Annotated in this window: 20 protein-coding genes; 12 read left to right on the plus strand and 8 right to left on the minus strand. The window is 68.6% G+C overall.

Annotation, left to right across the window (positions count from 1 at the left end; all coding sequences use genetic code 11):
* Positions 1-42 precede the first annotated feature (42 nt).
* From JOD67_RS31375 to JOD67_RS31385, 3 genes are all read left to right on the plus strand, one after another.
* Positions 43-2232: a caspase, EACC1-associated type gene (locus tag JOD67_RS31375; protein ID WP_205121308.1), complete on the plus strand. Its 2190-nt coding sequence runs from the start codon at positions 43-45 to the stop codon at positions 2230-2232.
* 73 nt (positions 2233-2305) lie between these two features.
* On the plus strand, positions 2306-3073 hold the full coding sequence (locus tag JOD67_RS31380; RefSeq protein WP_205121309.1) for an IclR family transcriptional regulator: 768 nt from the start codon (positions 2306-2308) through the stop codon (positions 3071-3073).
* 63 nt (positions 3074-3136) lie between these two features.
* Positions 3137-3976, plus strand: coding sequence for a class I SAM-dependent methyltransferase (locus tag JOD67_RS31385; protein ID WP_205121310.1), 840 nt, complete (start codon positions 3137-3139; stop codon positions 3974-3976).
* Between the two features lie 232 nt (positions 3977-4208).
* On the opposite strand, the gene JOD67_RS31390 is transcribed toward JOD67_RS31385, so the two are convergent.
* Positions 4209-5759: an alpha-glucosidase/alpha-galactosidase gene (locus JOD67_RS31390; protein ID WP_205121311.1), complete on the minus strand. Its 1551-nt coding sequence runs from the start codon at positions 5757-5759 to the stop codon at positions 4209-4211.
* Between the two features lie 79 nt (positions 5760-5838).
* Positions 5839-9039 carry an adenylate/guanylate cyclase domain-containing protein gene (locus JOD67_RS31395; RefSeq protein WP_205121312.1) on the minus strand — a complete coding sequence of 1067 codons (3201 nt, stop codon included), beginning with the start codon at positions 9037-9039 and terminating at the stop codon, positions 5839-5841.
* Positions 9040-9336: 297 nt separating this feature from the next.
* Between JOD67_RS31395 and JOD67_RS31400 the strand changes: the two genes are divergently transcribed.
* Both JOD67_RS31400 and JOD67_RS31405 read left to right on the plus strand, forming a co-directional pair.
* The gene (locus JOD67_RS31400) at positions 9337-9774 is read left to right on the plus strand and encodes a hypothetical protein (RefSeq protein WP_205121313.1); all 438 of its coding nucleotides are present in this window, start codon (positions 9337-9339) and stop codon (positions 9772-9774) included.
* A 114-nt stretch (positions 9775-9888) separates the two neighbouring features.
* Positions 9889-12702: an AfsR/SARP family transcriptional regulator gene (locus JOD67_RS31405; protein ID WP_205121314.1), complete on the plus strand. Its 2814-nt coding sequence runs from the start codon at positions 9889-9891 to the stop codon at positions 12700-12702.
* Between the two features lie 364 nt (positions 12703-13066).
* Here the strand turns inward: JOD67_RS31405 and JOD67_RS31410 are convergent, their stop codons facing one another.
* From JOD67_RS31410 to JOD67_RS31420, 3 genes are all read right to left on the minus strand, one after another.
* Complete coding sequence (locus tag JOD67_RS31410) at positions 13067-14008, minus strand: MerR family transcriptional regulator (RefSeq protein ID WP_205121315.1); 942 nt, start codon at positions 14006-14008, stop codon at positions 13067-13069.
* A gap of 405 nt (positions 14009-14413) precedes the next feature.
* Positions 14414-14866: a peptidoglycan-binding domain-containing protein gene (locus tag JOD67_RS41450; protein WP_205121316.1), complete on the minus strand. Its 453-nt coding sequence runs from the start codon at positions 14864-14866 to the stop codon at positions 14414-14416.
* Between the two features lie 105 nt (positions 14867-14971).
* Positions 14972-15616 (minus strand): hypothetical protein, encoded by a 645-nt coding sequence (locus tag JOD67_RS31420; RefSeq protein WP_205121317.1) that lies wholly within the window; start codon positions 15614-15616, stop codon positions 14972-14974.
* A 71-nt stretch (positions 15617-15687) separates the two neighbouring features.
* Between JOD67_RS31420 and JOD67_RS31425 the strand changes: the two genes are divergently transcribed.
* From JOD67_RS31425 to JOD67_RS31455, 7 genes are all read left to right on the plus strand, one after another.
* Positions 15688-16224, plus strand: a complete 537-nt coding sequence (locus JOD67_RS31425; protein WP_205121318.1) for a hypothetical protein — start codon at positions 15688-15690, stop codon at positions 16222-16224.
* Positions 16225-16326: 102 nt separating this feature from the next.
* The gene (locus tag JOD67_RS31430; protein WP_205121319.1) at positions 16327-17016 is read left to right on the plus strand and encodes a C39 family peptidase; all 690 of its coding nucleotides are present in this window, start codon (positions 16327-16329) and stop codon (positions 17014-17016) included.
* Entirely contained in the window at positions 17013-17453 is a 441-nt protein-coding gene (locus tag JOD67_RS31435; protein ID WP_205121320.1) for a hypothetical protein, read from the plus strand. The genes JOD67_RS31430 and JOD67_RS31435 overlap by 4 nt, the downstream gene beginning before the upstream one ends.
* A gap of 31 nt (positions 17454-17484) precedes the next feature.
* Positions 17485-17802, plus strand: a complete 318-nt coding sequence (locus JOD67_RS31440; RefSeq protein ID WP_205121321.1) for a hypothetical protein — start codon at positions 17485-17487, stop codon at positions 17800-17802.
* Positions 17799-18566, plus strand: coding sequence for a hypothetical protein (locus tag JOD67_RS31445; protein ID WP_205121322.1), 768 nt, complete (start codon positions 17799-17801; stop codon positions 18564-18566). The genes JOD67_RS31440 and JOD67_RS31445 overlap by 4 nt, the downstream gene beginning before the upstream one ends.
* A gap of 10 nt (positions 18567-18576) precedes the next feature.
* Positions 18577-19026, plus strand: a complete 450-nt coding sequence (locus tag JOD67_RS31450) for a YbaB/EbfC family nucleoid-associated protein (RefSeq protein ID WP_205121323.1) — start codon at positions 18577-18579, stop codon at positions 19024-19026.
* On the plus strand, positions 19014-19376 hold the full coding sequence (locus JOD67_RS31455; RefSeq protein WP_205121324.1) for a YbaB/EbfC family nucleoid-associated protein: 363 nt from the start codon (positions 19014-19016) through the stop codon (positions 19374-19376). The genes JOD67_RS31450 and JOD67_RS31455 overlap by 13 nt, the downstream gene beginning before the upstream one ends.
* 217 nt (positions 19377-19593) lie before the next feature.
* On the opposite strand, the gene JOD67_RS31460 is transcribed toward JOD67_RS31455, so the two are convergent.
* Genes JOD67_RS31460 through JOD67_RS31470 form a run of 3 tightly spaced genes read right to left on the minus strand, consistent with a single transcriptional unit; the run spans position 19594 to position 25953 of the window.
* Positions 19594-20706, minus strand: coding sequence for a glycoside hydrolase family 88 protein (locus JOD67_RS31460; RefSeq protein WP_205121325.1), 1113 nt, complete (start codon positions 20704-20706; stop codon positions 19594-19596).
* Positions 20699-22378 (minus strand): dihydroxy-acid dehydratase, encoded by a 1680-nt coding sequence (gene ilvD, locus JOD67_RS31465; protein WP_205121326.1) that lies wholly within the window; start codon positions 22376-22378, stop codon positions 20699-20701. Before ilvD ends, JOD67_RS31460 begins: the two co-directional genes overlap by 8 nt.
* Positions 22375-25953 (minus strand): GH116 family glycosyl hydrolase, encoded by a 3579-nt coding sequence (locus JOD67_RS31470; protein WP_205121327.1) that lies wholly within the window; start codon positions 25951-25953, stop codon positions 22375-22377. The genes ilvD and JOD67_RS31470 overlap by 4 nt, the downstream gene beginning before the upstream one ends.
* Positions 25954-26053: the final 100 nt, after the last annotated feature.

Here is a 26053-nt window from a genome sequence, read left to right on the forward strand (position 1 = left end):
TGCACGGGGCATCGCCCGAGACGGCGGACGACGAAGGTCTACATGCGCGAGAAACCGACGTCCCAGTTCGTCTTGCGCGTCGCCGCGGAGGACGATTCGAACGCCGACGAGGTCGTGGAAGCGATCGCTCTGGAGCTGCGTCCCGAGCTGGCTGACGCCGGGGTTCTGCGGATGGAACAGGTGCCGCTCGGCAGAGTGCCCCAGGGCGCGCGCGGGCTGAGCGAGATCGTGGGCGTCTGCTCGTTCGTCATCACCGCCGTACAGACGGGCGAGTCCATGGCGCGCGCGGTCGCCGCGGTGCGTCGCGTCGTCGACCGGTACGCCCGCCGCAGGCAACGCGTACAGGTCACGATCGCCGGCGTCGACGTGGATCTGGCCGCAGACGACGACGTCACGTCCGCCCGGATCGTCCAGGCGCTCCTCGACCTGCCGACGCTTCGAGCGGCGGGAACGCGCGACGCGCTCGTGATCGCCAACGCCCACTACGACGATCCAGGGCTGACCCGGCTGCGGTCACCCAGCCGCGACGCCGACGAGTTGGCCAACGTCCTGGGCGACGGCGCGATCGGCGGCTTTCAGGTCGACAAGCTGGTGGACGCGGACGAGCGAAGCATCCGGCGGCGCATCGCGACGTTCTTCGCGGACCGCGATCGCGACGACCTGTTGCTGCTGCACTTCTCCTGTCACGGCGTCAAGGACACCCACGGGCGGCTCCACCTCGCGACCCGCGACACGGACCTGTCCATGCTCGGAGCCACGAGTATCCCTGCCAGCTTCGTGCACGACGCGCTGAGCCAGACGCAGTCTCGCCGGGTCGTGCTGATCCTCGACTGTTGCTACAGCGGCGCGTTCGCACGCGGAACCGCCGTGCGTTCTGGCTCCGACGTGCACGTCGCCGAAGCGTTCGGCACCGGCACTGGCCGCATCGTCCTCACCGCGTCCAGCGCGACCGAGTACGCGTTCGAGGACGGTGAGCTCACCCAGGCTCAAGCCCGTCCGTCGGTGTTCACCGCCGCGTTGGTGGAGGGCCTGCGAACGGGAGCCGCCGACCTGGACGAGGACGGCGAGATCAGCATCGACGAGCTGTACGACTACACGTACCGTCGCGTCCGCCAGACCACACCGAACCAGGCGCCGATGAAGTGGAGCTTCGGCGTCGAGGGTCACCTGGTGGTGGCCCGCAGCCCGCGCCCCGCCGCGCTGCCACAGACGATCGTGGACGACCTTGCGAGCGACCGGGTCGTCCTGCGGCTGGAAGCCGTGCGCGCGTTGGCGAAGCTGTCGGCCTCCGAGCGGTCGGGGATACGTGAGATGGCAGCGTGGACACTGGCTCGTCTCCGCGACACGGACGACAGCGTTCAGGTCCGGCGGGCTGTCATCGCGGCGCTTGCGGGCGGCGGTCGGGAGGCGGAGCCCGAGCCGGCCGTCGAAGAGACTCCCAGCGTGACGACAGCTCCGGCCGTCGCACCGCGTCCGTACGTACGCGATCGACCCGCGGTCAGGCAGTGGAGTGCTTTGCTGCTCGCGGCCTGCGTTCTGGTCTCGGTCAGTGTCGCGCTCTACGCGGTCGCCACATACGGGATCGCCCAGCTGTCGCTCGCGGACGACTGGTTCCACAACCTGATCTGGTTCGCGCAGCTTGCGGGTGCTGGACTCCTGCTCGTCACCCGACGCGTCCGCTGGGCGTGGTTCCTGATCGGAGTGCTGGCCTGGGCCTGGGTCGATCTGGCCCCCACCCTGCAGAGTTCCGCCCGGGACTCCGTCCAGGACGCCTGGGGATTCATGATCACTGCCGATCTGCTCGCCATCGCCGCCCAGCTGTGCCTGATCGTTGCCGTCGCGCGCAGACGCCCTGCCAACCCGGCCCGGGTGGCCGCTGCCGCGCTGGTCGGGACACTCGCGCTCGCCACGAACCTGGTGCCCGTACCGCTCATCCACCAGGCCTGGCACCTCGATGCTGGTTACAGCGGCGTCGTGTTGGTCGCCGCGGGCATGGCCTGCGCCTTGGTCATGCCGTTCGCCGTCCTCGTCGCGCGAGCCGACCACGTCGGAGCATTCCTCTCGATCGGGTGGCTGGCGGGTGGCGCCGAGCTCGGTCTTGCGGCAACCGTCAGCCTGTTCGGTGAGGGCATGTCGGACGGCAACAGCCTCCTGCTGACCACAGCGTGGATCTTGCTCGTCGCCACCGCTGCCGCCGGCATCGCGGCGTCCAGGTCGAGCCGATCTACGTAGAACGACGGATGTCCCGGCGCCGCGCCATGCGCGATTCTGGACGCAGGCGAAATCGGCGGAATGGGGTACGTCTGTGAACGAGGTTGCCCCGGAGGAGCGACGTTCGAAGGCGCGCACCTCCGGTCGTAGCGTGCTGGAGGGTGCCTTCACCGTTCTCGACGCGTTGGCGGCGCTCGAGCGGCCGGCTGGACTGAGCGAGCTGGCCCGCGCGGCCGGCCTGCCCAAGTCGACCGTCCACAGACTGATGGAGCAGCTCGTCGAGCTCGAGGCCGCGCAACGAGTGGGCGAACGCTACGTCGTCGGTGCGCTGGTGGACCGCCTGTCGCTCGCCGGGCGTCGGTACCCCGCGCTCCAGGCGGCAGCCTCGACCCACCTCCGGGAGCTGTCGGCACTCGCCCCGTCCTCGGTGTCGATCGGTGCGCTGCGCGGCGATCGACTGGTCGTGTTGGAGGGAGTCGGCGCCATCGCGACCGGCCCTACACCCATTCGTATCGGCGAAGGGACCCTGGAGAAGACCGCGATGGGTCGGATCCTCCTCGCTGCGGATCCTGACCAGGATCGCCCGGCAGGAATGGGATCTCGGCAATGGCGCCATCTTCGGCTGGCTGGCCGGAGGCCGGAGACGGTCGTGATCGAGCACGAGGAGGCGCACCCGAGCGTCAGTTGCGTCGCCGCACCCGTCCAGCTCCCGGGCGGTTGTGGGTATGCGGCCCTGGGCGCGGTCGTGTACGGCCGGCGGGTCCGTTCGTCGCTGTCGGAGCGAGTCCAACGCGCGGCGGCCATCATCAGCCGAAGTCTGGCTTCGACCGACCCGCGCGAGTTCGCCGACCTGCTCCCGTGACGGGACTGGTCGACCTGGCAACCAAGACAATGCAAACCTTGCAGCCTTTGTGACATTCAGGTTATGAACGCTGGCGCCGCGATGGCGCGGGCATTGTGTGCCATTGACGTCCGCCGAGGGGTGCTGGAAAGGTACCGACATGTGAGCCAGGTGGCGGACTTGCTCGAGAATTGGGACCGCAGCGTTGATTATTGGGAAGTGTTCAGCGCGCTTAACGCGAATGACCCCGCCATCGATGTCTACCGGGTTCTGAGTGCGCGGTTCGGCGGCCCTTCGGTCGAGTACGGAGTCGGCCTGGGGCGTGTCGCCGCGAAGGTGCGGCCGACGTTCGGGGTGGACATCTCACCACGGATGATCGAGAAAGCCCAGGTGAGCGCCGACCTCGCGGCGACCAGACTGCTCGTCGCGGACATGGCCGACGTCGTCCTTCCGGAACTGGTCAGCTATTCGTACGTGGCATTCAGCCACTTCAATGCCTTCGACCATTCGGAGCTGTTCGGTTCGTTCGCCAACATCCGGAAGAACAGCCTGGACGGTGGCGGGTTCGTTTTCGATATGCGTACGCCGGCGCGATATCGAGGACTGCAGAGCAGGCTCGGTGAGCGCTTTCTCGGCCATTCTGGCGACGGCTGGGAATTCTGGGTGACCTTCGGGCAACGGGAGCGCGATCTGTTCTCGATCACCTGTGAGTACCAGGTGCTCGGCGGCCAGAGCACGACCATCGGGCCGTTCCTGGAACGGGCGTACTCGGACGAGCAGGTCGCCGAACTGCTCCTCGACGCCGGCTGGGAGCTGGTGGAGCCGGACAGCTACGCCTCGGTCGATCCGTACCGCGGCTCGGTCACCGATCGGCTGTGGGTGGTGCAGGCGAGGTCAGGACCGCTGCGATCCGGAAGGAGGTGAACGCGATGACGAAGAGCATCTTCAGCATCTTCTAGGCTCGGGATTTCAGGTGTTGGTGGGCGACATTGGCCTGTGAAAGACAAACGGCCGCCTTACGCGGCCGGTGGCCCCATTACCTGGCGTCCACCTCACGTAAAGGGGCCAACGATCATGTAAACATGATCGTTGGCCCCAGGGCGTGCCCGGACCGGTCGAACCAAACCGCATCTCCGCCGCGAGGCGGGGAGCTGACCTACGTCTTGGTCATCCCCGCCTTGTCGGCTGCCGCCGCGTTCGCGGATGCGGCGACCTTGTCGCGAGCCATCTCCTCCACCGACTTCACCGCCAGTCGGGCCGCGCCCTCCGTCTGTACCGTGCGTACGCGAGTGCCGGAGCGTTCGGCGGCGGCGAGACGCTCTCGGGCTGGGGAGATCTCGGCCGCGAAGTTCGGGAGCCACTCGGCCTGCGCGACCAGCATCTCGTCGGTGAGCTGCCACACCTCCTCCGGATTGCACACCGCACCCACCAGCGGGTCGTGCAGCATCGACTGCTTCAGCAGGCTGACATCGCCGTGGACCGCGGCCTCCTTGCCCATCTCCTGGACGCGCACGCTCGCCGACACCGTCGCCGCGCAGGCGAGTGGCAGGTCACCGACCACGGGGATGCTCATGCCGTTGCGGTCGACGTAGCCCGGGACCTCGACGACGCATCCCTCCGGCAGGTTGGTGATGTAGCCGCGGTTCGGAACGTTGAAGTGCCCGCGATAGACGCGTCCGGTCTCCAGCCCCTCGAGGATGTACGAGCCGTGCTCCTCGCTGCGATCGGCGGCCGTGATCGGCTTGGGGTCCTCGCGCATCCAGTTGGGGAAGTCGGTCTCGAACCAGTTGCGGCCCTCGGTCGTCACCCGCAGGTAGCCGCCGGTCTCGCCGTTGATCCAGCTGGACAGGTCGATCCACTGCGGGATCTCGTCGACCCGCTTGCGGTACCAGGGCACGTACTCCGACAAGTGACCATTGGACTCGGTGCTGTAGTAGCCGAACCGCCGCAGGACGTCGATCCGCACCTTCTCGGTCCGCGGGTACGTCGGGTGCCCCTCGAACAGCTCCAGCATGCGCGGGATCATGTCGATGCCGCGCCAACTCACCTGTACGTACCACGTCTGGTGGTTGATCCCGGCCGCCACGATGTCGACGTCGCGTCGGTGCAGCGTCTCGCCCGGACCGATCAGGCCTTCCTTCCGAGCCCACACCTCGATGCACCGCGTGATCTGCCAGTGACCGCCCTGCACGCCGTGGCAGAGGCCGACGGTCCGGACGCCGCCGTACTCGTTGCACGCCCAGGTGTTCATGGCCATCGGGTTGGAGTAGTTGAGGAACAGCGCGTCTGGCTTGGCGACCTCGCGGATGTCCTTGCAGAAGTCGAGCAGCACCGGGATGGTGCGCTGGGCGTACATGATGCCGCCGGCGCAGAGCGTGTCACCGACGCACTGGTCGACGCCGTACTTCAGCGGGATCTCGATGTCGGTGCGGAACGCGTCGAGCCCGCCCACCCGCACGGTCGAGAACACGTAGTCCGCGTCGGCGATCGCGGCCCGACGGTCGGTGGTCGGCACGATCGTCGCCGGCAGCTTCGTCGCTTCGATGTCACGCCGGCACAGGGCGGTGACCATCTCCAGGTTGCGTTCGGAGATGTCGGCGAACGCGAACGTCGTGTCGGCGAACTCGGGCACGGTGAGGAGGTCACGCAGCAGCCGCCTGGTGAAGCCCAACGAACCGGCGCCGACCATCGCAATCTTCAAGGCCATGGCTCCACCATCGCCTCCCCCGGGCTGTCCGGTGGCGCCCGGTGACCGCACGCGGTCGGCCGAAGTTGGCCGTGCTCCTTCAGAGCTGGGCCTCGGCGGTCAGGCGCTCGAGGCCCTGGGTGGTCGTCCATGCGCCGACGACGTTGCCCTTGGCCTCGTACAGGGCGTGGGCTCGCTGGAGTACGGAGCGAGCCTCGTCGCCGCGCCCGGCGGGCTGGAGCAGCCGACCGAGATCGTCGAGGGTGTCGGCGATCATCGCGATGTCGTCGGTCTGCTCGGCGAGGTCGAGCGCCGCCCGTACGAGCGTGATCGCCTCCTCGGTGGCGCCGCGCGCCGCGAGAATGCCTGCCTGCGCGGTCCGCCACAGCACCTGGGTCGCCAGGTCGTCCTCGGCGCCGATGTCCTTGCTGAGCTGGACGAGGACGTGAGCGTCGTCGAGCTTGCCCTGCGCGACGAGGGCTTGCGCGAGCTGGGCGGCCACCGTGGAGAGGAAGCCCTGCTCGCCGAGCTCGACGGTCGCGTCGTACGCCGTGCGGAAGGCACGTTCGGCGGCTACCGGGTCGCCGGCCATCAGCTCGATGGAGCCGAGCGTGCCCCCGATGAACGCCTCGTGCATGCGAAGGCGGAGCTCGGTCAGCATGGACCTGGACCTCGCCACCAGGTCACGCGCCTCGTCGAACCTCCCGTCCATCGCACGCGAGGTCGCGAGTGACCGCAGCGCCTGCGCCTGGCCCACCCCGATGCCCGGCGAGGACGCGAGGAACGCCTCCGAGCGTCGGGCCACCTCCGCCGCGGTCGACGGCCCGTGAACGGCGGCACCCAGGTACTGGCCAAGTGCCTCGGACTCGTCCCACCGCGATCCCGACCTGCGCGCGTGCTCGAGGCCTCGCTCGAACGCGCTCCCCGCGTCGGCGAACCGCGACCGCGCCCAGTGCACGTGCCCGAGCAGCCGGTACGCGCGGGCAAGGCCGACCTCATCACCCAGCTCGCTCAGCGTCTCGATGAGCCCGCCGATCTGGTCCGCTTCCGCTGCCAGCTGCTTGGGATCGGTGGACTCCAGCAGGAGCAGGCGTACGACCTGGATGTGAGCGCCCAGACCGCGATCACCCGTTCGGTCCGCGACGGCCGCGGCCTCGGCCACGATCGTCTCGGCGCGTGCGAGGTCCCCTTCCTGGCTCCAGGCCTCGGCCAGGTCGGGAAGCAGCGCGCGGCGCTCGACATGGTCGGTCGGCAGCAGGTCCACCGAGCGAGACAGCAGGTCCGCCGCGGACGACATCGCGCCCTGGGCGAACGCGTGCCGTCCGGCCGTCGACAGGTGACCCGCCGCACGCACCCCGATCTCGGCGTCCCCCGTCGCCAGTCCGAGCTCGTACCGGTAGCGGTGGGCCTGCTCCAGGTGGAAGCCGAGGACTTCGTCCACGTCGGGACCTTCGCCACCGGTCATCTGCTCGTACCACTCCCCGAACCGCTCGTGCAGGGTGGCGCGCAGCTCCTTCGGCGTGCCTCGGTACGCGGCCATCTGCACGACCACGTGGTGGAAGCGGAACGCGTCTTCGCCGGCGAACGTCGACGTGTCCGGCCGAATCAGCTCCTTGCGAACCAGCGTCTGCAGGTGGCTTGCCAGCCGCGGCCGCGCTGCCTCGGGGGCGAGGGTCGCGACGGCGCCCCACCAGAAGACGCGGCCCACGATCGAGGCGCAGCGCAGCACGGCACGTTCCTCCTCCGAGAGGCGGTCGAGCCGGGCACCGAGCAGCGCGTGGATCGAGGCGGGGACCTCGACGGTCGCCAGATCCCCAACCACGGTGGCCAGATTGCCGTGCAGGAGCAGCCCGTCGTCCTCGAGCATGCGCAGCATCTCTTCCATGAAGAGCGGATTTCCTCCCGCGGACTCCGCGATGCGTCGGGTCGTCTCCGGTCCCAGCCGGCGACCATCGAGCAGCACGGACATGAGCTCTTCGCTGTCGCCGTCGTCGAGCGGCACCAGCGCCAGGCTCGCGGCGTTCGACGTACCGGCTGCCCACGACGGGCGGGCGTCGGCGAGCTCGGGACGCGTGAGGCACAGCAAGAACAGCGCCACCCCGCGCGACCAGCCCGCGAGGTACTCGATCAGGTCGAGGAACGTCGACTCCGCCCAGTGCAGGTCGTCGACGACCAGCACGACAGGTCGGTCGCGACCCAGCCGCTCCAGCAGCCGGCGGATCGCCCAGAACGTCTCGCGGATCGCGGTCGGCTTGCCACCCAGGCCGGCGACCGCCGCGACGCGTTCGGCGACCAGCGGACCGTCGTCAGCGGAGGCGAGCAGCTCGTCGATCTTGGCGCGGCTGGCTTCGGGCGAATCGGCGTCGGAGATCGAGCACGCCTCCTTCACGAGCTCGGCGATCGGCCAGAACGTCAGCCCGTCGCCGTACGGAGGACAATGGGCGTGCAGGACGAGGGTGCTGTCGCCGAGCCTGGCTTCGAACTCCCGCGCCAGCCGCGACTTGCCCACTCCCGCCGTGCCGCGCACGGTGAAGAGCGCGCACTCGCGAGCCGCGCGGGCACGGTCGAACGCCGACCGGATCGTCGCCAGTTCCTCGGCTCGTCCCACCAGCGGAGTATCGGAACGGACACTGATCGACGTCGGCCCCAAGGTGACCGACAGCAGGTCATACGCCCGGACGGGTGCCTGTTTCCCCTTCAGGGCAAGGGGCTTCGTCGGGGGCGCGTCGACATGGTCACGCACGAGGGCGTACGTGTCGGTGCCGAGGAAGATCTGCCCCGCACCGGCTGCCTGTTCCAGCCGCGCGGCCACGTTCACCGCATCGCCGACCACCAGGGCCTCGCCGGCGTTCGGATCCCCGACGACGACCTCACCGGTGTTGACGCCGATGCGTACCCGCAGCTCGACATTCCAACGCTGCTTGATCTCCGCGTTCAGTTCGGCAACAGCGTCACGGATCCCGTTCGCGGCCCGCACCGCTCGGAGGGCGTCGTCCTCGTGCAGCAGGGGAACGCCGAACACGGCCATCACGGCGTCGCCGATGAATTTCTCCACCGTTCCCCCGTGGTGTTCCACCGCCGCCCGCGAGGCACGGAAATACCGTGTCATCACCTCCCGAACCGACTCGGGATCGAGCAGTTCGCCCATCGCGGTCGAACCGACGACGTCGCAGAACACCACCGTGACCGTCTTGCGTGCGCCGGGCGGTGCGGGTCCCGGCGATGGGAGGAATCCCCCACAGGACATGCAAAACCGGGCAAGCGACGGGTTGTCCTGGCCGCAGCCCGGGCAGAGCGGCATGGCGGAAAGTCTAAGCCGGGTTGCGGACATCGCGCCGGCATCCGAAGGAAGAGACGCGGCGCGTCCGCGCGTGCGCTGCAGGTGGTCGCCTCACCCGGCCAGTGGCCCCATTACCTGGCGTCTACCCGGCGTAAAGCGGCCAATGATCATGTAGACATGATCATTGGCCCTGGGGGCGGACGGGTCGAACCGGCGGCCGGACGAAAGATCGAGTCTGTGCGAGTTGGCCTTTCCGGGGACGCGTTCGCGTTACGCTGGCAGATCTCCGGCCGGGGTGGTTGAAGGGGAGGGCGAGCCGTGAGAGAGATGCCGACGCCGATCTTCGGTGTGCCTGTGATCAGTGAGGAACGCGCCGCGGAGAGCCGACTGCAGTTCGGCCGCGTCGAGGGCGACGACAGCCTCCGCACCGAGGACGTGTTCCTCGAGACGGACACCTGGGAACACGGCGACGAGGTCATCGGGGTTCTGTACCTGCGAGAGACCCGCACCGGAGCCGAAGGCCGCGTCCTGCTGACCGCGACCTTCGAGTTCTTCGACGCCGACCGCACAGACTCCCTCAGCGTGTCGGGCCCGGCGTCCACGACCGCCGGTCTGCTCAACTCCGGGCAGCTGGGCCTCTGCTCGGGCACCGGGCGATTCCGTCGCGTTTCGGGCACGGTCGAGTTCGAGTCGCGCAATCCGAAGCGCTGGTTCGTCCAGAGCCGAGACGACGAAGACGAAGTCGGGCGACCCTGACGTACCTCGACTCGGCGTCGATCGGGACCCAGCGACGGTGCCTTGATGCCGATTTGTGCGCTCCTCGGTACGGTGGGGGTTCCGTCACTGCCAGACGCTGCTGGGGAGCGTGTCGTGGAGTTCGCCGTGCTCGGTCCGCTCCAGGTGCGAGATGACGAACGGTTGGTGGACCTCGCGCCATCGCAGAGCCGTCTTCTCGCGCTGTTGCTGTGCCGACCGAACCAGCCGGTGGCGGCTGGTGCTCTGGCGGCGGAGCTCTGGGGTGACGAGGACAACGGAGGTCGTCGCCTTCAGCTGCTCGTCCACCGGGTACGCAACGCTCTGGGCGCGCGAGACCGGGTCGTTCACGAACGAGGCGGCTACTCCCTCAGAGTTCTGCCCGGAGAGCTCGACTCCGAGCGTTTCGGAACGCTGGCACGTGCCGGCGCGGAGGCACTGCGATCCGGCCAGCCGCATCCGGCCGTTCGCGATCTCGGGGACGCGTGCCGGTACTGGCGTGGTCCACCGTTCGACGGGCTCGACGACCTGCCCACGGTCGCGATCGAGGTCACCCGGCTGGACGACCTCAGGCTGTCGGCCCTGGAGCAGCTGCACATCGCGGAACTGGAGACCGGGCACGCCTCGGCCGCCGTCGCCGGGCTCGCCGAGCTGGTGGAACGTCATCCGCTGAAGGAGCGGCTGGGTGCACTGCTGATGATCGCGCTGCACCGTTGCGACCGTCGAGCGGAGGCCCTTGACGTCTACCAGCGCAGTCGTCGTGCCTTGATCGACGAACTCGGTCTCGAGCCAGGTGCGGAGCTGCAACGCGTGCACGCGGCCATCCTCGGGGACCTCGTGCCTCAGATCGTCCTGTTCGGCGAGGACCGGGCAGCGCCGGCGATCGGCGAACGTGCCGCCACGGTGCCGCGTCAGCTCCCACCGGACACCGCGGGCTTCGTCGGGCGGACCGCGGAGCTCGACGAGCTGACCGACGTGGTGCGCCGCCGGGACTCCGCGGCAGCGACCCCCACGGTCGTGGCCATCGTCGGGGCGGCCGGCATCGGCAAGACCACCTTCGCCGTGCACTGGGCCCATCGAGTCGCCGACGAGTATCCCGATGGTCAGGTCCGGATCGACCTGCGTGGTCACTCCGACCACGAGCCGGTCAGCGCGGCGGCCGTCCTGGGGACGATCCTGCGAGCATTCGACGTTCGCGCCTCCGAGCTTCCTGAGGGCGAGGACGAACGTTCGGCGTTGCTGCGGTCCCACCTGGCAGGCAAGCGCGTCCTGCTTCTCCTCGACAACGTGAGAAGTCCGGAGCAGGTCCGTCCGCTGCTGCCCGCCGCGGACTGCCTCGTCGTGGTCACCAGTCGCAACCAGCTCAGCGGCCTGTCGGTCCACGACTCGGCGCACCGGGTCACGCTCGACGTGCTCGAGCCCGCCGACGCTCTCCGCCTCCTGACCAGGGCAGTGGGTACGCGCCGCGCGACCCGAGAGCCGTCTTCGCTCGCCGAGCTCGCCCACCTCTGCGGCGGGATACCGCTCGCGCTGCGGATCGCCGGTGAACGCGCCACCCGCATCCCGGACCAGCCCTTGTCGGACCTGGTCGACGAGCTCGCCGGCGAGCGCGACCGGCTCGAGCACTTCGGCGACCTCGACGACGCGGCGGCCGATCTGCGCGCGGTGTTCTCGTGGTCCTATCACGCCCTCGACGCGGAATCGGCTCGGGCGTTCCGGTTGTTGGGGCTCCACCCGAGCAACACCTTCAGCCTGCCCGCGGCGGCGGTGCTCGTCGGCGAAAGTGTCGCGCGGACTCAGTCGATGGTCGACCGCCTCGTCTCGATCCACCTGCTCCAGCGACCACAGACGGACCGTTACGCGTTTCACGACCTGATCCGGCTCTATGCCGCGGAACTGGCCCACCGGGAAGAATCCGAGTCGACTCGCGCCGACGCCACCCGCCGGATGTTGGATCTGTACCTGCAGACCGTGGCGGTCGCCCGCGACCACATCCGTCCGCGTACCGGCCTCGACGTGGTGATCGATCCGGCCGAGTCGTCTGTCGCGCCCCTGCCCCTCACCGACTCGGCGGAGGCAATCACCTGGCTGGAGACCGAGCGGCAGGTCCTGATCGACTGCGTCGGCGCGTCCGCGGACGGCGGATTCGACGACCATGCCTGGAAGATCGCGTGGTGCCTCCATTCGTTCTTCGATCACCAGCAACACCACGACGACTGGGTCAGCACCGCGACGATCGGCCTGGCCGCGGCGAAGAGGCTGGGCGGCGGACGGGCGGCGGCCCTGGCCGGCAACTGTCTCGGCTCCGCCCTCTTGGCCTCCTCCCGGATCGCCGAAGGGTTGGCCGCCTACGAGGACGCTCTCGCCGAGGCACGCCGCGTCGGCGACGTCATCAGGGAGCTCGTCCTGGTGTCGAACATCGGCTACGCCCACGCCAGGGCAGGCAGACACCAGGAAGCGATCGAGAACTACGAGCACGCGGCAGTCGTCGGCGCCGGGTCGCAGCCTACGACGAACCTCGACCTCAACCTCGCGGCATCGCACGGGGCGCTCGGCAACTATCGCGAAGCGATCCGGTACAGCGAGCACGCCATCGAGACCTATCGCCGCCATGGAGAGCGGCTGTACGCGGCCATCGCACAGGTCAACCTCGCCGAAGCTCACCTGTGTCTCGGCGAGGTCGACCGCGCGGACGAGCTCTGTGAGGAAGCCCTCGCCGAGCTTCGATCCCTCGGTCAGACAACGAAAGGTGTCTCGAACGCGATGGTCGTGCGGGGCCGTATCCATCACGCTCGAGGCGACCGCGAGGCCGCACGCGAGGCATGGTCCCAAGCACGCGCCTATGTCGCGAGCTCGGAGAGTGAGCGCCTCGATCAGATCGATGAGCTCTTCGACCGCCCCGACGAGTTCCGGAGCAGGACCGTGCACTGACCATCGGCGCAGGATCACCGCCGATGTGGGAGGGCCGATGTGCTGGCTCTCCCTCGCCGGTCAGCTCCTGGCATGGCAATCCGGCCTGGCCGGAGCAGCCCGAAGCGCCGGTGAACGTGTCGTTCCACTTAGGCGCCACCTAGGGAGCCGGAGGTCCCAGGAGCGCACGGCCTACCTCTCCAGCTCGCGATTCTCCGAACTGGCCAGCTGAGATGCTCATGCGCAGTTGGGCATCGCCGACGGCCAGCTTTGACAGCCTGGTACTCAAAACCAACCCAGCCGTCCCGGCACCCGAAGGCGCGCTTCATGCCGCTGACCGGTACTTCGGCTCAGCACACGCACATGCCGATGAGGGGACAGTCCGCTAACTCGCTGTCCGGGCGCGTAATGCCTGGATGAGCCAATTGAGCGCCGGCGTCAGGGTTTCCGGAGGCTGCCAGCCGTTGATGACGGCGAGCAGCTGAAGGTACCGCTCCCGGCGAGGATCGTTCGCGGTCTCCAGCCGGGTCAGCAACTGACGGCGAAGGGCGATGTCGTCGGGGTGGCCGCCGACGTGTGCGTACTGATGAGCGGCGACTGCCGCGATGACCGGATCGGCGTAGGGTGAGGCCGGGTCTACCGCGGCTACCATGTCTGGGCTGACCTGGTCACGAACGGCCGCAGCGGGGTCGCGACGCACACCCGCATCGTCGCCATGGGCTCGCTCGGCCGCATGGGAGTACGCCATGCGGCGCATGCTGGCCCGAAAGTCCGGGTCCTGGGACAGCTCGGCCAACTCCACCCACGCCTCGACCTGCTGGGCTTCGGGGTGGTCGGGCAGCTCAGGGGTCATCGAGCGCATGATCCCCACGAATTCGGGGTGCGCATCCAGGCCACCGAAGACGGCCCCGAGGAAATCGTCGATCATACGTCGGCGTTCGTCCTCCGAGAGCGTGGCCAGTTTGTGCATGAGATCCATCTCCTCAGGGGTAGACCCGCGTTTGGCCACCGTCATCAACACCGCGCGCCGCAGACGCAGCACGCGGATCTGCACCGACAGCGCTTTGGCGTGGGCTGCGGCGACCTCGGGAAGCGACCTTTCCCGGTCGACGACCTTCCGGATCGTGGCAAGGTCCACTCCCAGGTCGCGCAGTGCACGCACGAGGTCCAGGCGCGCGACGGCATCGATGTTGTAGAGGCGGTGACCCGCCGGGCTGCGGTCGGTCGGCGGCACGATCCCACGGTCGGAGTAGAACCGAATGACCTTCACTGTCAGCCCGGTCCGCCGGGCCAGATCGCCGATCGAGTAGAGCGCGTCGCCGTTCATGCACCCACCCTCACACCTCCCCCTAGCGGAGACGCAAGCGCACTGGGCGGTGTCGGCACACCGCAACTTCGGCAGGTCGCGCGGAGGACTCGCCCGTGACTCAAACAGACCATTCGTACAGAGCAGCGTCACAGCGGCCCCAGCGGGTTCCTGGCCGAACTGCTACTCGCCGAATGCCACGATCGGGACCGGCGCCGCTCCGCCCGTCGGGTCGAGGCCGCCCGAGCCGGGCATCGGGTGAAATACACCTCGCGACCAAGCTGGTCAACGAGCTCGTCGAAGCAGCCGACGGAGTTGATGCTGGGCAAGACGAACTCGGCTACCTGCACGTCGACCGCCGCGGCGCCGAACTGCTGTTCCAGGTTCTCACCGAGCGAGAAACCCTCGACCGTCTCCTGACCAGACTCAGCGGCCGCAGCCCGAGTACAACCCGGTCGACGTCTTCTTGGGCCACACGATGCGATCCTCGGTGAGCGGTCCGTACACGCCGTCGTCTCTCAGCTGGAGAGCTGCCTGAACGGTACGCAGCGCTGCTTTCGTGCGCGGCCCGAAGACGTTGTCGACGGCGATGTTGATGCGGTAGCAGTACCGAATCGCGTCTTGCAGGGCTCCGACGTGAGATCCGCTCGCGCCGACGCCCATGAGGCAGTCGGGATTGCCGTTGTACACGGGCTTGCGGATGCTGACCGATCCACGCGGGAACAGCTTCGACGTGTTGCACCAGCCGGCTGACGGCGTCACCGTCGTGGTCCCGGAATCGCCCAGCTGAGTGGGGGAAGCCGCCGCCGTTCCCGCTCCCGTGATGCCCAGCGCGGACACCGCGAACGCTGTGGCCACCGCTCGTCGCCAGGTACGCATCGTTCGTTCCCTCCGTCCGGGGACCGCATCGTCGGCCCCTCGTGACTGGAGTCTTGGGCGTACGGCTTTCCGCCCACTTTCCGCTCGCTTTCCGACGGACTGCCGTCAACGCTCCAGGTGCTGCAACGCCTCGTCGGGGTAGCACAGGTAGATGGGCTGCGTGTGGGAGTCCGGGTCGTCGAGGGACCACTCGTACAGCCGCGTCCGGCCCAGGATCGACCAGCGGAGGGGGATGCTGGTGATCGCCACGAACCCTCCGCCAGCGAGGCCGTTGTCGGGCACGCAGGGGGGTCGGGTCACGGTGACCCACAAGGTGATCTCCTCGTCGGCTGGGATCGTGACGGGCAACGGGCGCACCTCGTCCGGATGGCCGCCCATCAGGTTGTCCCGCGGACTCGAGAACGGCGCCCACCTCACGACGACCGGGTCGTCGACTTCTTCCTCGTAGCCCTCATCGAGCAGCGTCACCGGGAACGGGCCCGCGTTGTGAATCGACCAGGCCATGACCCCGGTCCCACCGGTCGGCCCGGTGACGATCCACCGAGTCCGCTCGACGCCGTCATGGACCGGCTTCATGGACTCACTCCGCGGTGCGCCGTGGCTTCCTGGCTGGAACGGGGTGTAGACCGACGTGAATCCCGCCCACGCGATGCCGGCCACGGCGACCACGGCCGCCAGGCTCGTCCCGGCCACCCGCACGATCGCCGGCCGCCGCCGCACCTGCGGCGGGCGTTCTGTCAGTGTCGCCATGGCATCCCCCTCGGCGGCAGTGTAGGTCGCCGCCGGCATGACGCACTGAGAGTTCTCTACACTGCTCGACGATGGACGGTGACGTGCGGACAGAGTTCGGGCCCAGGCCTGGCCGGTTGCGGAGTGCGTTCGTCCTCACCGGTCTCGGCGTCCTGCTCCTCGCCGGAGCGTTCGCGATCAACGCGTGGACGAGCGGCATCCGTTCGGTCGCGCCGACGATCCTGCTCGGCGTCGTCGGCCTCCTGCTCACCGGCGTCGGCGTCTCGATGTTCTGGTTCGGGGTGCCGCGGTACGCCCTGTCGTTCGACCGTCAAGGCGTCCACGTACGCACTCGCGGCCGGACGGTCGAACTGCCGTGGGCCGACATCGACTCCTGGTGGGCCGGCGTCCCGAGCGACAAGCCGGTCCAGAAGATCCGGCGCGAGATGGTCCTCGCCTCCCCCGCCGCCCACGTCGCCCAACCCGACGCGGGCCTACGCCGGCTGCTCTGGTCTCGCCAGCGCCGCAGGTGGGTCGTCTGCGAACCCGTCCTCACCGACGGCACCACCGAGCAGATCGTCGCGGCGATGAACGCCCTCGCACCCGGCAAGCGGAGCCTCCACCAGTAGCGCGTGGAACACCGCCCGTTGGGCGGATCTTGGGCGGCACCCTGCGAATACTCGTTTCCGGCGACCAGGGGTCGCCCGAAACCAACGGAGGAAGCCGTGCAGATGAGATCGATCAAGCGACTCGGCGTGGGCGTCGTCGCGGCGGCCGCCACGTTCTCGATGCTGGGCGCAGCACCCGCCCAGGCCGCAACCGACGACGGCACAGGCACAGCAACTGCCGCCGCCGTGCCGGCCAAGTCGCTGACGGGCTACAAGCACGTCGGGCAGAAGGAGAACTGGTGGTGTGGCCCGGCCTCGGCCTACATCATCATCGCCGGGATGAAGCACTACGGGAAGATCTCGAGCACCAAGTCGAAGGCACACCCGAGCTGGAGCTTCTCCCAGGCCAACCTCGCGTCGGGCTCGTACCTCAAGGCCAACGGAGGCGGGGGTACGCAGCGAGCGGACATGGCCAGGGGCATCAACAAGTGGATCGGCAAGGACTGGTACCACGTACTCTCCAACCCGAGCTCCACCCAGTTCAAGGACCGCGTGGGCAAGGACATCCGCAAGGGGTACGCGGTCGCGGTGGCAGCGCTGGAGCACGCGGGCGGCTCCCACTACAACGGCCACCCCAGGAGCAAGACCATCGACCACTGGGTCGTCGCACGCGGCTACACCGCGAACTACGCCAAGACCCACTTCGTCGACCCGGCGACGACCGTCTGGGGCCCGGTGGAGCCGTACTTCTCCTACAACACCAACGACTTCGTCAACCGCTTCGTCAAGCCCTCGAAGGCGATCGTCTGGTGAGGAAGCTCCTCCTGCTGGTGGTCACGGCGCTTGCCGTGACCACCTGGCTGAGCGCCCCGGCGCAGGCCGCCACGGACCCCGTCAACCTCGCGGCCAAGTCGCTCCTGGGCTACCAGCACGTCGGTCAGGACACGAACTACTGGTGCGGCCCGGCGTCGGCGTACATCCTGATCAAGGGCATGAAGCACTACGGGAAGATCAGGACGACCACCTCCTCCCTGGCGGGCTCGGCACTCACCCAGAGCAGGCTCGCGGGGCCCAGCTACCTCGACGCGAACGACGGCAACGGCACGCAGGGCGGTGACCTGGCCCGCGGGATCAACAAGTGTGGATCGGCCACAACTGGTACCACGTCATGGCCGAGCCCACTCCCTCTTCGTCCGTCCCAGCCAGCTGATCGTCTGGTGACGGAGCTCTTCGCAACGATGCCGAGCTAGCCAAGCAGCGCGAGAGTCTGGGAGCAGATCCGTGGTCTCACACAACACGGCCAAGCTGCAAGCGTTGGCGCGCGAGCTTCAAGAGACGAAGCTCGACCAGGACGTGACGGAGAAGGTACGCCGGTTGGGGATTCCGGCGGTCGCCTGGCCACTGATGGCGGTGTTCGGCGCGGCGGCCCAGTACGACGAGCTCCGCATCACGGTGGAGAAGGCGTCACAGGCCCTCGACACCGTGGTGAAGTCGCTGGGCCGGACGGTGGGTGGGATCGCCACCTACTACGAACGGATGGAAGACGAGCACGGCGAAGCCTTCGACACCGCGGACGCCAAGCTGAAGGGCGAGCGATGACGGAGGATCTCAGCTGGCTCTCCGGTGGTGTCGTCGGGATCGGCGACACCCTCGCGCACGGCGGAGTGTCGCTGGCTGTCGAGTTCGCCGGACTGGCGTTGGGTGGCGCGTCGGAGGCCTCCGGCGCCAGCGTGGTCGTGGCTCTGGCGACCACGCTGGTCGCGCTCCCCAGCCTGCCGCCTCCCTTTCCCTTCTTCGAGGCCGAGGAGAAGTGGAAGGAGCTGGCACAGTCAATCCGCGACACCAAGACCGAGCTCGGCGACCTGGTCAACAAGGCAGGAGTGGACGCGGCGTGGGAAGGGCCCGCCGCGGACGAGTTCTGCGCGTACGTCAACAACAGACTGCTGCCGGCGATGGAGCAGCTGGCAGTGTGCGCCGACGAGGAAGCAGGCTGCTGCTCCGCCGTTGGCTGGAACCTCATCCAGGGCCTGATCATCCACTTCGCGCAATGTGCGGTCGGCATCGCGTTGTGCATCGCGTCCAACTCCCTCAACGCCATCCCGTACGTGGGCGCCGCGATCGTCGCGGTGCTGAAGTGGATCATCGTCGACCAGTGGCTCATCGGCCTGGCGTACAACGTCTGGGACATGAACAACACGTTCCAGACGCTCGAGGGCGAGCAGGCTCAGCTGCGGACCGCGCAGGACCAGCTCGCGGCCGCGTTCGGCACCCAGGCCGACAACTTCGACACCGCGGCGCTCGACAACATGCGCAAGCAGGTCGCGAAGATCATGACCAACACCGATCAATGGAACAAGCCCTAGTGAGGTCGCGATGACCGACACGACGCCCGAACCGGACAACGGCCAGGACCTGACGTCGTACGTCGAGGAGCTTCGGCGCACCGCACGGCCAGGAGGCGATCCACGCCAACTCCTGGGACCGCTGCACGAGCGCATCTCCGCGATGACGCGGCAGCTCGCCGAGCTTCAGACCCAGGCGTTCGAGGGCAGGGTCGACGACGACGATCGCGTCGTCGCGGTCGTCGACGGCCGCGGGACGCTGCTCCGCATGCGAGTCAGCCCGTTCGCGATGCGCGACCTCGACGCGGCGGAGCTCAGTCGCGCGTGCACCGAAGCACTCGCGGCTGCTCGGATCAACGCCGCCGAGTCGATGGGCGAGGCGTTGAAGCGGTTGACCGGCTTCGACCTCGTGAACGCGCCACCACTGCCCGATCCCGGGCAGATCTGGCAGGCCAGGAAGGCAAGCGGATGGAACCCGTAGAGCTCCAGGCGATCGTCGAGGAGATGGGCCACGCCATCAACGAGGCCGTCGCACAACTGAAGGCGGCGCGCGAACGCGAGTACGTCGGCACGGCCGCCGACGGACTGGTCACGGCCACCCTCGCCGACGGCCGGCTCGACATCGACATCCACGTCCTGGCCAAGCGTCGGCTGGAACGCGAGGACCTCGAAGCAGCCATCGTCGAAGCGGTCCACGCCGCCGAACGGCAAGCCACCGAGGTCCCCATCGTCACCGGCCTCGAACGCCGCGCCCAGTCCGCGGTCGGCGACAAGTTCTACACCGCGTTCGACGAAGCCATGCGCAAGACCCGCACACGCCTCCAGCTCTGACCAACTCGCGGCTAGCCTCGCACCTTCGTCCAGCGGTGGGTTCGCCCGGCCCGCCCCACCCCGCCCTTGGGCCAATGATCATGTTTACATGATCATTGGCCGCTTTACGTGGGTGGACGCCAGGTAGAGGGGCCACTGGCCGGGTAAGGCGACCCACGACGCTTCACCCACGGAGCGCCTTCCCGCTCGAATCGCTCGAGAAGTCGCCATCCCGAGGCTAGACCGCGAGTGGGTCGAGCGCTCCGGTCAGGACGTGAAGGGACTCGTAGAGGTAGTACGAGCCCCAGATCAGCTCGTTGTCGGTGGCGAGGCCGATGCGGTGGTTGTAGCAGCCGGCGGTGAGGATCCCCGTCGAGGTGAGGTGGTCGGCGACGAGGGTACGGACGGTCTGCTCCGCCGTCGCTCGGTACCGCTGGGCGCGGGACTCGTCAGGGACGAGCGCGGCTGCCTTGAGGAGGGCGGCGGCGCCGATGGCCGCGCCGGCGGTGTCGATGCGGGTTCCGGCTATCTGGGGTGCGTCGAAGTCCCAGTACGTGACGCCGCTCGCGGGCAGGTGATCGCACCACCAGTCGCAGACACGTACGAGGGTGTCCAGGAAGTCGTCCTCGGGCAGCCAGCGCGCGGCGAGGGCATAACCGACCATCGCCCACGCCTGGGCTCTGGTCCAGGTGGAGTCGTCCGAGAAACCCTTGTGGGTATAGCGTTTCAGCACCTTTCCGGTGGCGAGATCCACCGTCGCCGATTGGCAGACCGAGCCGTCGCCTCGTACGCACAACTCGATATGCCGCCGCGCGTGTGAGACCGCGAGCTCGCGCAGACCCGGATCCGCCGTACGCGAAGCCGCCCAGGCGAGCAGCGCGACGCCGGGCACGCCGTCGATGTTGAACTCGGTGTCGCCGACGTCGGACGCCTCCTCCGCCTGGGCACCCAGCGGGATCGCGCCCACGGTCGGCAGGAAGCCCGTCGCCAGAGCCCGGGCTCCGTCGACAGCGATCGCGCCGGCCGTCTCGTCCGAGCCGAGCAGCGCGCCGAGCGCGGAGCCGTAGTAGAAGAGGAAACCGCGGAACACGGTCTGCGAAGCGACGCGCGGACGGAGCCGTTCGGCCCACCGCAGCGCATGCCGGCGGTACGCCTCGTCACCGGTGCGGTGGTACGCCAACCACAGCTCGCCGCCCCAGAAGCCGCCGGTCCAGTCGCCGTCCGGCGAGCGCGTCCACTGGCCCGTGGTCGGATCGGCGTAGTGCGGGAAGCCGGTCGCCGCCTCCTCCGCCGTACGGTCGATGCGGCCGGTCATCGCCTCGATGGCGGCGGCGTACGGCTGGTCACTCATCCGACGTCACCGGTCCCAACACGGCACCGGCGGACAACGGCTGCACGAGGTGCCGATAGAACGTCAACCAGCTGCGCGAGGTCGGGAGTGGCGGTTCGACCCGCAGCGAACGCCGCGCGGCGAGCTCGGCGGCGTCGACGTCGAGATCCACGCGGCGCTCGATCAGGTCGATCACGATCGTGTCCCCCTCCCGTACCAACCCGAGCGGCCCTCCCTCGGCTGCCTCCGGCATCACCTGCCCGATGGTGATGCCGCGGTTGAGACCGGACAGCTCGCCGTCGGTGACGACCGCGACCTCGCTCGCAAGGCCTGCACCGTTGAGCGCCGCGACCAGGCCAGCGGCAAACACGGTCCCGGGGCCGCCCTTCGGGCCGAAGCCCGCCAGCACCACGACCTCGCCGCCCGCGATACCGCCGTCGGCGATCGCGCGCTTGGCGTCGTCCTCGGTCGCGAACACGCGCGCACCGCCGGTGAAGCGCTCGCGCCCGGCCGGCACCGCACCGATCTTGACAATCGCGCCGTCCGGCGCCAGCGACCCGCGGACGAGGGTCAACCCCGACGTCGGCCGGAACGCCTTCGCCAGTGGGCGAATCACCGTGTCGTCCTCGACCTCGACGTCGGCAAGCACGTCACCGAGCGACCGACCCGTGACCGTCATGACGTCGAGGTGCAGCCGGTCGCGAAGTCTCGCCAGGACCGCCCGGGCACCGCCAGCGCGGTCCAGATCGTCTACGTGGTGGAGGCCATTGGGACGGACAGCGCAGACCATCGGCACCTCGAGCGAGAGTCGTTCGATGAGCCCGTAGATGTCCACGTCGACGCCGGTCTCGACGGCGATCGCCTGCAGGTGCCTTGCGGAGTTGACCGAACCAGCGATCGCGAGGTCGACGACGACCGCGTTCTCGAACGCTTCCCTGGTCATGGTCGCGCGGGGACGCTGCCCGTTCGCGATGAGCGCGACGATGGCGCGGCCGGCCGCACGAGCCCGTTCGAGCATCGCCTCGGAGCCGGCGCGGACGGGCGCGGAACCCGGCATGGTCATGCCGAGCGCTTCGGCGAGGATGTGCATGGTGTTCGCCGTACCCAGCCCGGCGCAGACGCCGGGACCGTCGACGGCGTGCTCGGTCAATGCGGTCAGTCCCGCGAGGTCGAGCTTGCCGGCGGCGTACGCGCCCACCTGCTCATAGACGTCGTCGATGTCGACGCGAACGCCCTCGCACATGCCGCCGGCCTGATAGCCGCCGATCACGACGACCGTCGGAACGTCGAGCCGGCCCGCCGCCATCAGGTGCGCCGGCGTGGTCTTGTCGCAGGACGACAGGCACACCATCCCGTCGAGCAGCGCGCCCTCGACCTGCACCTCGATGTCGTTCACGACGAGATCCCGGGTGGGCATCAGGTAGCGCGCCTGCCGCCCGGCGCTGGTGATGAAGTCGCTCGGGGCAGCCGTTCTGATCTCGAACGGGAGGCCGCCCGCCGCACGGATCTCCGTGGCGACCTCGCGGGCCACCTCGTCGAGGTGGGTGAAGCATATCGACAGCTGGGACGAGGAGTTGACGATCGCGATCTTCGGCTTCTCCAGGTCCGCGTCCTGGATGCCCATCGCCCGCCACTGCGCGCGGCGTACCGCCCACTCGGTCGTGCCCGGGGTGAGATTGCTGCGGAGGTTCACGACGTACCTCCGGACAGTCGCAACCGGACCTCGATCGACTGTCCCTTCCGCAACGTGATCGGCGTTCTGAGCTTGACGACCGCCCGCGTCCCGTCGGCGGAGAGCGTGGCGGATCGTTCCTTGCCGGCGATCCGAACCGCCACCGAGCTGGCCCGCGTCGCGGTCTCGAACGCGAGCGTGGCCAACCGCAGCTCTCCGCTTCGCAGGTCGACGGTGCAGATCTGCTTGCCAGGCTGGCGATCCTGCCGGTAGAGCCCCCAGCCGCGCGCCGCGGTGAAGGCACAGCGGAACCTCTCCGGATCGAGCCGCGGCGCGAAGCCGAGATGCCCCTTCGGTCCGTGGTACTCGTAGCCGCAGGCCGCGAGGTACGTGCCGTAGCTCATCATCGCCCGCGCGTAGTGGTCGCCGGCCTCGACCTCGTTGTACGGGTTGCGCTTCGACGCGTGGTACCGGTCGTAGACCGACCGGGTCACCCCGAGCGCTTCGGTAGTCATGCCTTCGGCGAACAGGCCGGCGGCGAGCTGGTACTCCTGCCCGGTCCAGACCTCGTTGAAGTAGCCGCCACTGCGTGCCTCGGTGTCACCACCGATCGGCCACGTACACATCATCGTGCCCGCTTCGCCGGAGGTGCTGTAGATCCGGCCGCCGGCGATCGCGGGCGACTGGTGGTCGCGTGGGCTCGGCAGGTGGTTGTTCCGGACGATCGAGCCCAACGCCGATCTCGTCTGATCCGCCGGAAGGACGCGCGGCAGCCCGAGCTGCGCCGCATAGGTCTGCCCGTACGTCTGGTCGATGAAGCAGCCCCGGTTGGTGTTCGTGGCGGGAGTGCCGACGTGCTGGACGAAGTACTTCACCTCGTCGTTCCACAGCGTGGTGGAGATGAACTGCGTGCCGGCATCGGCGAGGTGCGTGTAGCGCTCCTTCGTCGCCGTGTCCCCCAGCTCAGCGGCCATCGCCGCACCCGCCCGCAGCGCGGCGACGTAGAGGCCGGACAGCCACGGGACGTCGCCGGTGAACGGGGTGTCGAGCGTGTTCCACTGCGCGCCCTGCAACATGCCGTTGCCGTCCACATCTCGTTGGGTAACGAGGAACTCCAGCGCCATCCGCACCTTCGGCCAGACCCGTGTCAAGAACGCGTTGTCAGCGGTCATCTGATGCTCGCGATAGATCCGCAGGATCGTGCCCGCCTGCCCGTCGACGAACGACGACGCGTCGTCGCGACTCTCGCCACGGTTGGCGATCTCGCCGGTCGGCCGCATCGCGATGCCAAGGTCGACGCGCTCACGAGTATCGCGCTCGAGATCGGGAAACAGCCGGCCCACAGCCTGGGCATAGTTCCACACGTGCCCACACGTCCCGGCATACAGATACGAGCCTTCGAACGCGTAGAAGCGGCCGTCCTGCCAGCGATAGCAGGTGTTCGTCGCCAGGGTCGACGCCGGAGCCAACGTCCGTTCACAGAACCAGTACGGCAACGACGAGTCCTCGTACCAGGTCCGCACCCACGCGCGGGTGTCGTTCTCCAGCCGTGCAAGGTGGCGCGCGACATGGTGTACGACCTCGGCAGCAGTCGCGAACCGCACCGCGTAGTGCCGCCGCAGGGTCGGCGCGCCCACGAGCTCCGCGAACAGCCGTCGCTCGGGCGTCGGGAAGTGCCAGCCCAGGACATAGCGGAAGGTACGCGACTCGCCGGCCTTCAACTTCGCCGTGATCGTGACCGCTCCGGCCTGGCCCGACGAGTTGCCCGCCACTTCTACAGGTCCTGGGCCGGAGTCGAACCACGAGGCAGTCGTCGACCAGTCCGCGATCGACGGACGTACGACGGACGATTCGTCCAACGCCGCAAGGACGAACGTTCCACCGTCCGGGCGGTCGGGGATGTCCTGTTGCCGGATCGGCCGGTCGCTGAAGATGATGCGGTCGACGTTCACATGCCCCCACGGGCCGGTGTGCCGGTCGACGACGCGAAGGTGCGCGGAACTCCCCAGCCACGTCGACAGGTCGAGGGAGACGGCCTGCAGGGGCTCGATCTCCAACCCCGTCGCGGACGCCACGACCTGCCCGCCGACGACGACCTCGACGCCGGTCTCGCCCGGATGGCGACCGCCGCCGATCCAGATCGTCGCGAACCTGCGTTGGATCGTGAACGGCTGACTGGTCAACGTGCCTTGGTAGCTGTCCGACGCGCCGGGTGCGCGGAAGTTGAACGAGGTGGCGAAGCGGGCACCGGACACGTTCAGGTCGTTGATCTCGCCGAACGGGCGGCGGAATCCCTCCGGCGTCTCCGCGGGCGTTACCGGACCGGCGCCGAACGCGTCGCCGGCGACGGTCCAGTCACCCCAGTCGGTCCGTTCCCAGTCCTCGAACAGGATGTCGGGAGAGTCGGTGAACACGATGCGGTCGACATTCAGGTGCGCCCAGGCACCGGCAGCGTTGTCGACGAGCTGGAGCTGTGCCGTTTTCCCTTCGTACGCTGAGATATCGAGCATCGCCGGCACCATCGACTCGCAGTTGGCGCCGGTCGAGGTGGCGACGACCTGACCGTCGACGAGCACGTTCACGCAGGTCGCGCCCGGGTGGTTGCCGCCGCCGATCGACACCGCGACGTGGCTGCGGGAGACGGTGAACGGCACGCTTGTCAGCGTCCCCTGGTAGGAGTCGCCGTCACCGCCGCCGCGGAAGTGGTGCGAGGTGACGAACCTCGTCCCACACACGTTGAGGTTGCCGAACCGCCTGAAGAAGCTGGGTACGGCGAGCGCGTGGACGGGTCCCGTTCCGAACGCGTCGCCGGTGACGGTCCAGCCCTCGTAGGTGTCCTTCTCCCAGTCCTCGAACACGACGTCCGGACGCTCGCCGGTGGCCGTGGGCAGGGCCGCGGAGAACTGGACACCGCGTACCTTGCCGTCCTTGACGGCGCTGGCGCGAAGGGTCGTCGGCTGTTCGCGGCGGCTGTTGACGCAGACCGGGTTCTCGGTGAAGCCGAGCAGCGTGACGTCGACGGAACGTTTCGTCGTGTTCCGTACGGTGAACGCGAGGATCGTCGCGGGGAGGGTGGAATCGTCTGTCTGCAAGGGGATGAAGGGCGAGAACGCCTCGAGGACGACGTCGACGGGACTGCTCGTGGCCCTGGCCCGGTAGCGGACGCGGCCGATCGGGTACTGACCGACGAACCGGACGTCGTCGAAACCGTCGGAGTCCAGGGTCCGCGTCTGCGTGGCGCCGTTCGCGGTCGTACGGATCGCGAACCCCTGCGCGAACTGCGCCGGCGAGTCCGCGGTCACCGGGCTCGCGTAGTGCGATCCCCAGTGGTCCGCGCCGCCGAGCGGCGGGCCGAGGGGGTTGAAGATGTCCCAGTTCCAGAGCCGTCCGTCGCCCGCGAGGTAGACCTGCCCGCTACATCCGCCACCGACGGGCATCCCGATCCGGGCGAGGTCGGCGCCGGTGTACTCGGTCGGAGCGCCGCGGTCCGGGTGTGGCCGGTCGTTCTCCCGGGTCCTGGGCGGCTCGACGCCGACCGCGATCACGCCGGCGCCGCCGAGGGAGAGCAGGTGACGCCTGGACAACTCGACATCCATGTCTGCCTCCGCGAGCACCGCGTTACGACGTGGGAATATTTATACGGTATTTCGTAGATGTATCTCGTGTTTCGAAGATCGTAGGATCGGGCGCGCGGAT

Origin of the sequence: Tenggerimyces flavus, assembly GCF_016907715.1 — a bacterium.
GTDB classification, from domain to species: Bacteria; Actinomycetota; Actinomycetes; order Propionibacteriales; family Actinopolymorphaceae; genus Tenggerimyces; species Tenggerimyces flavus.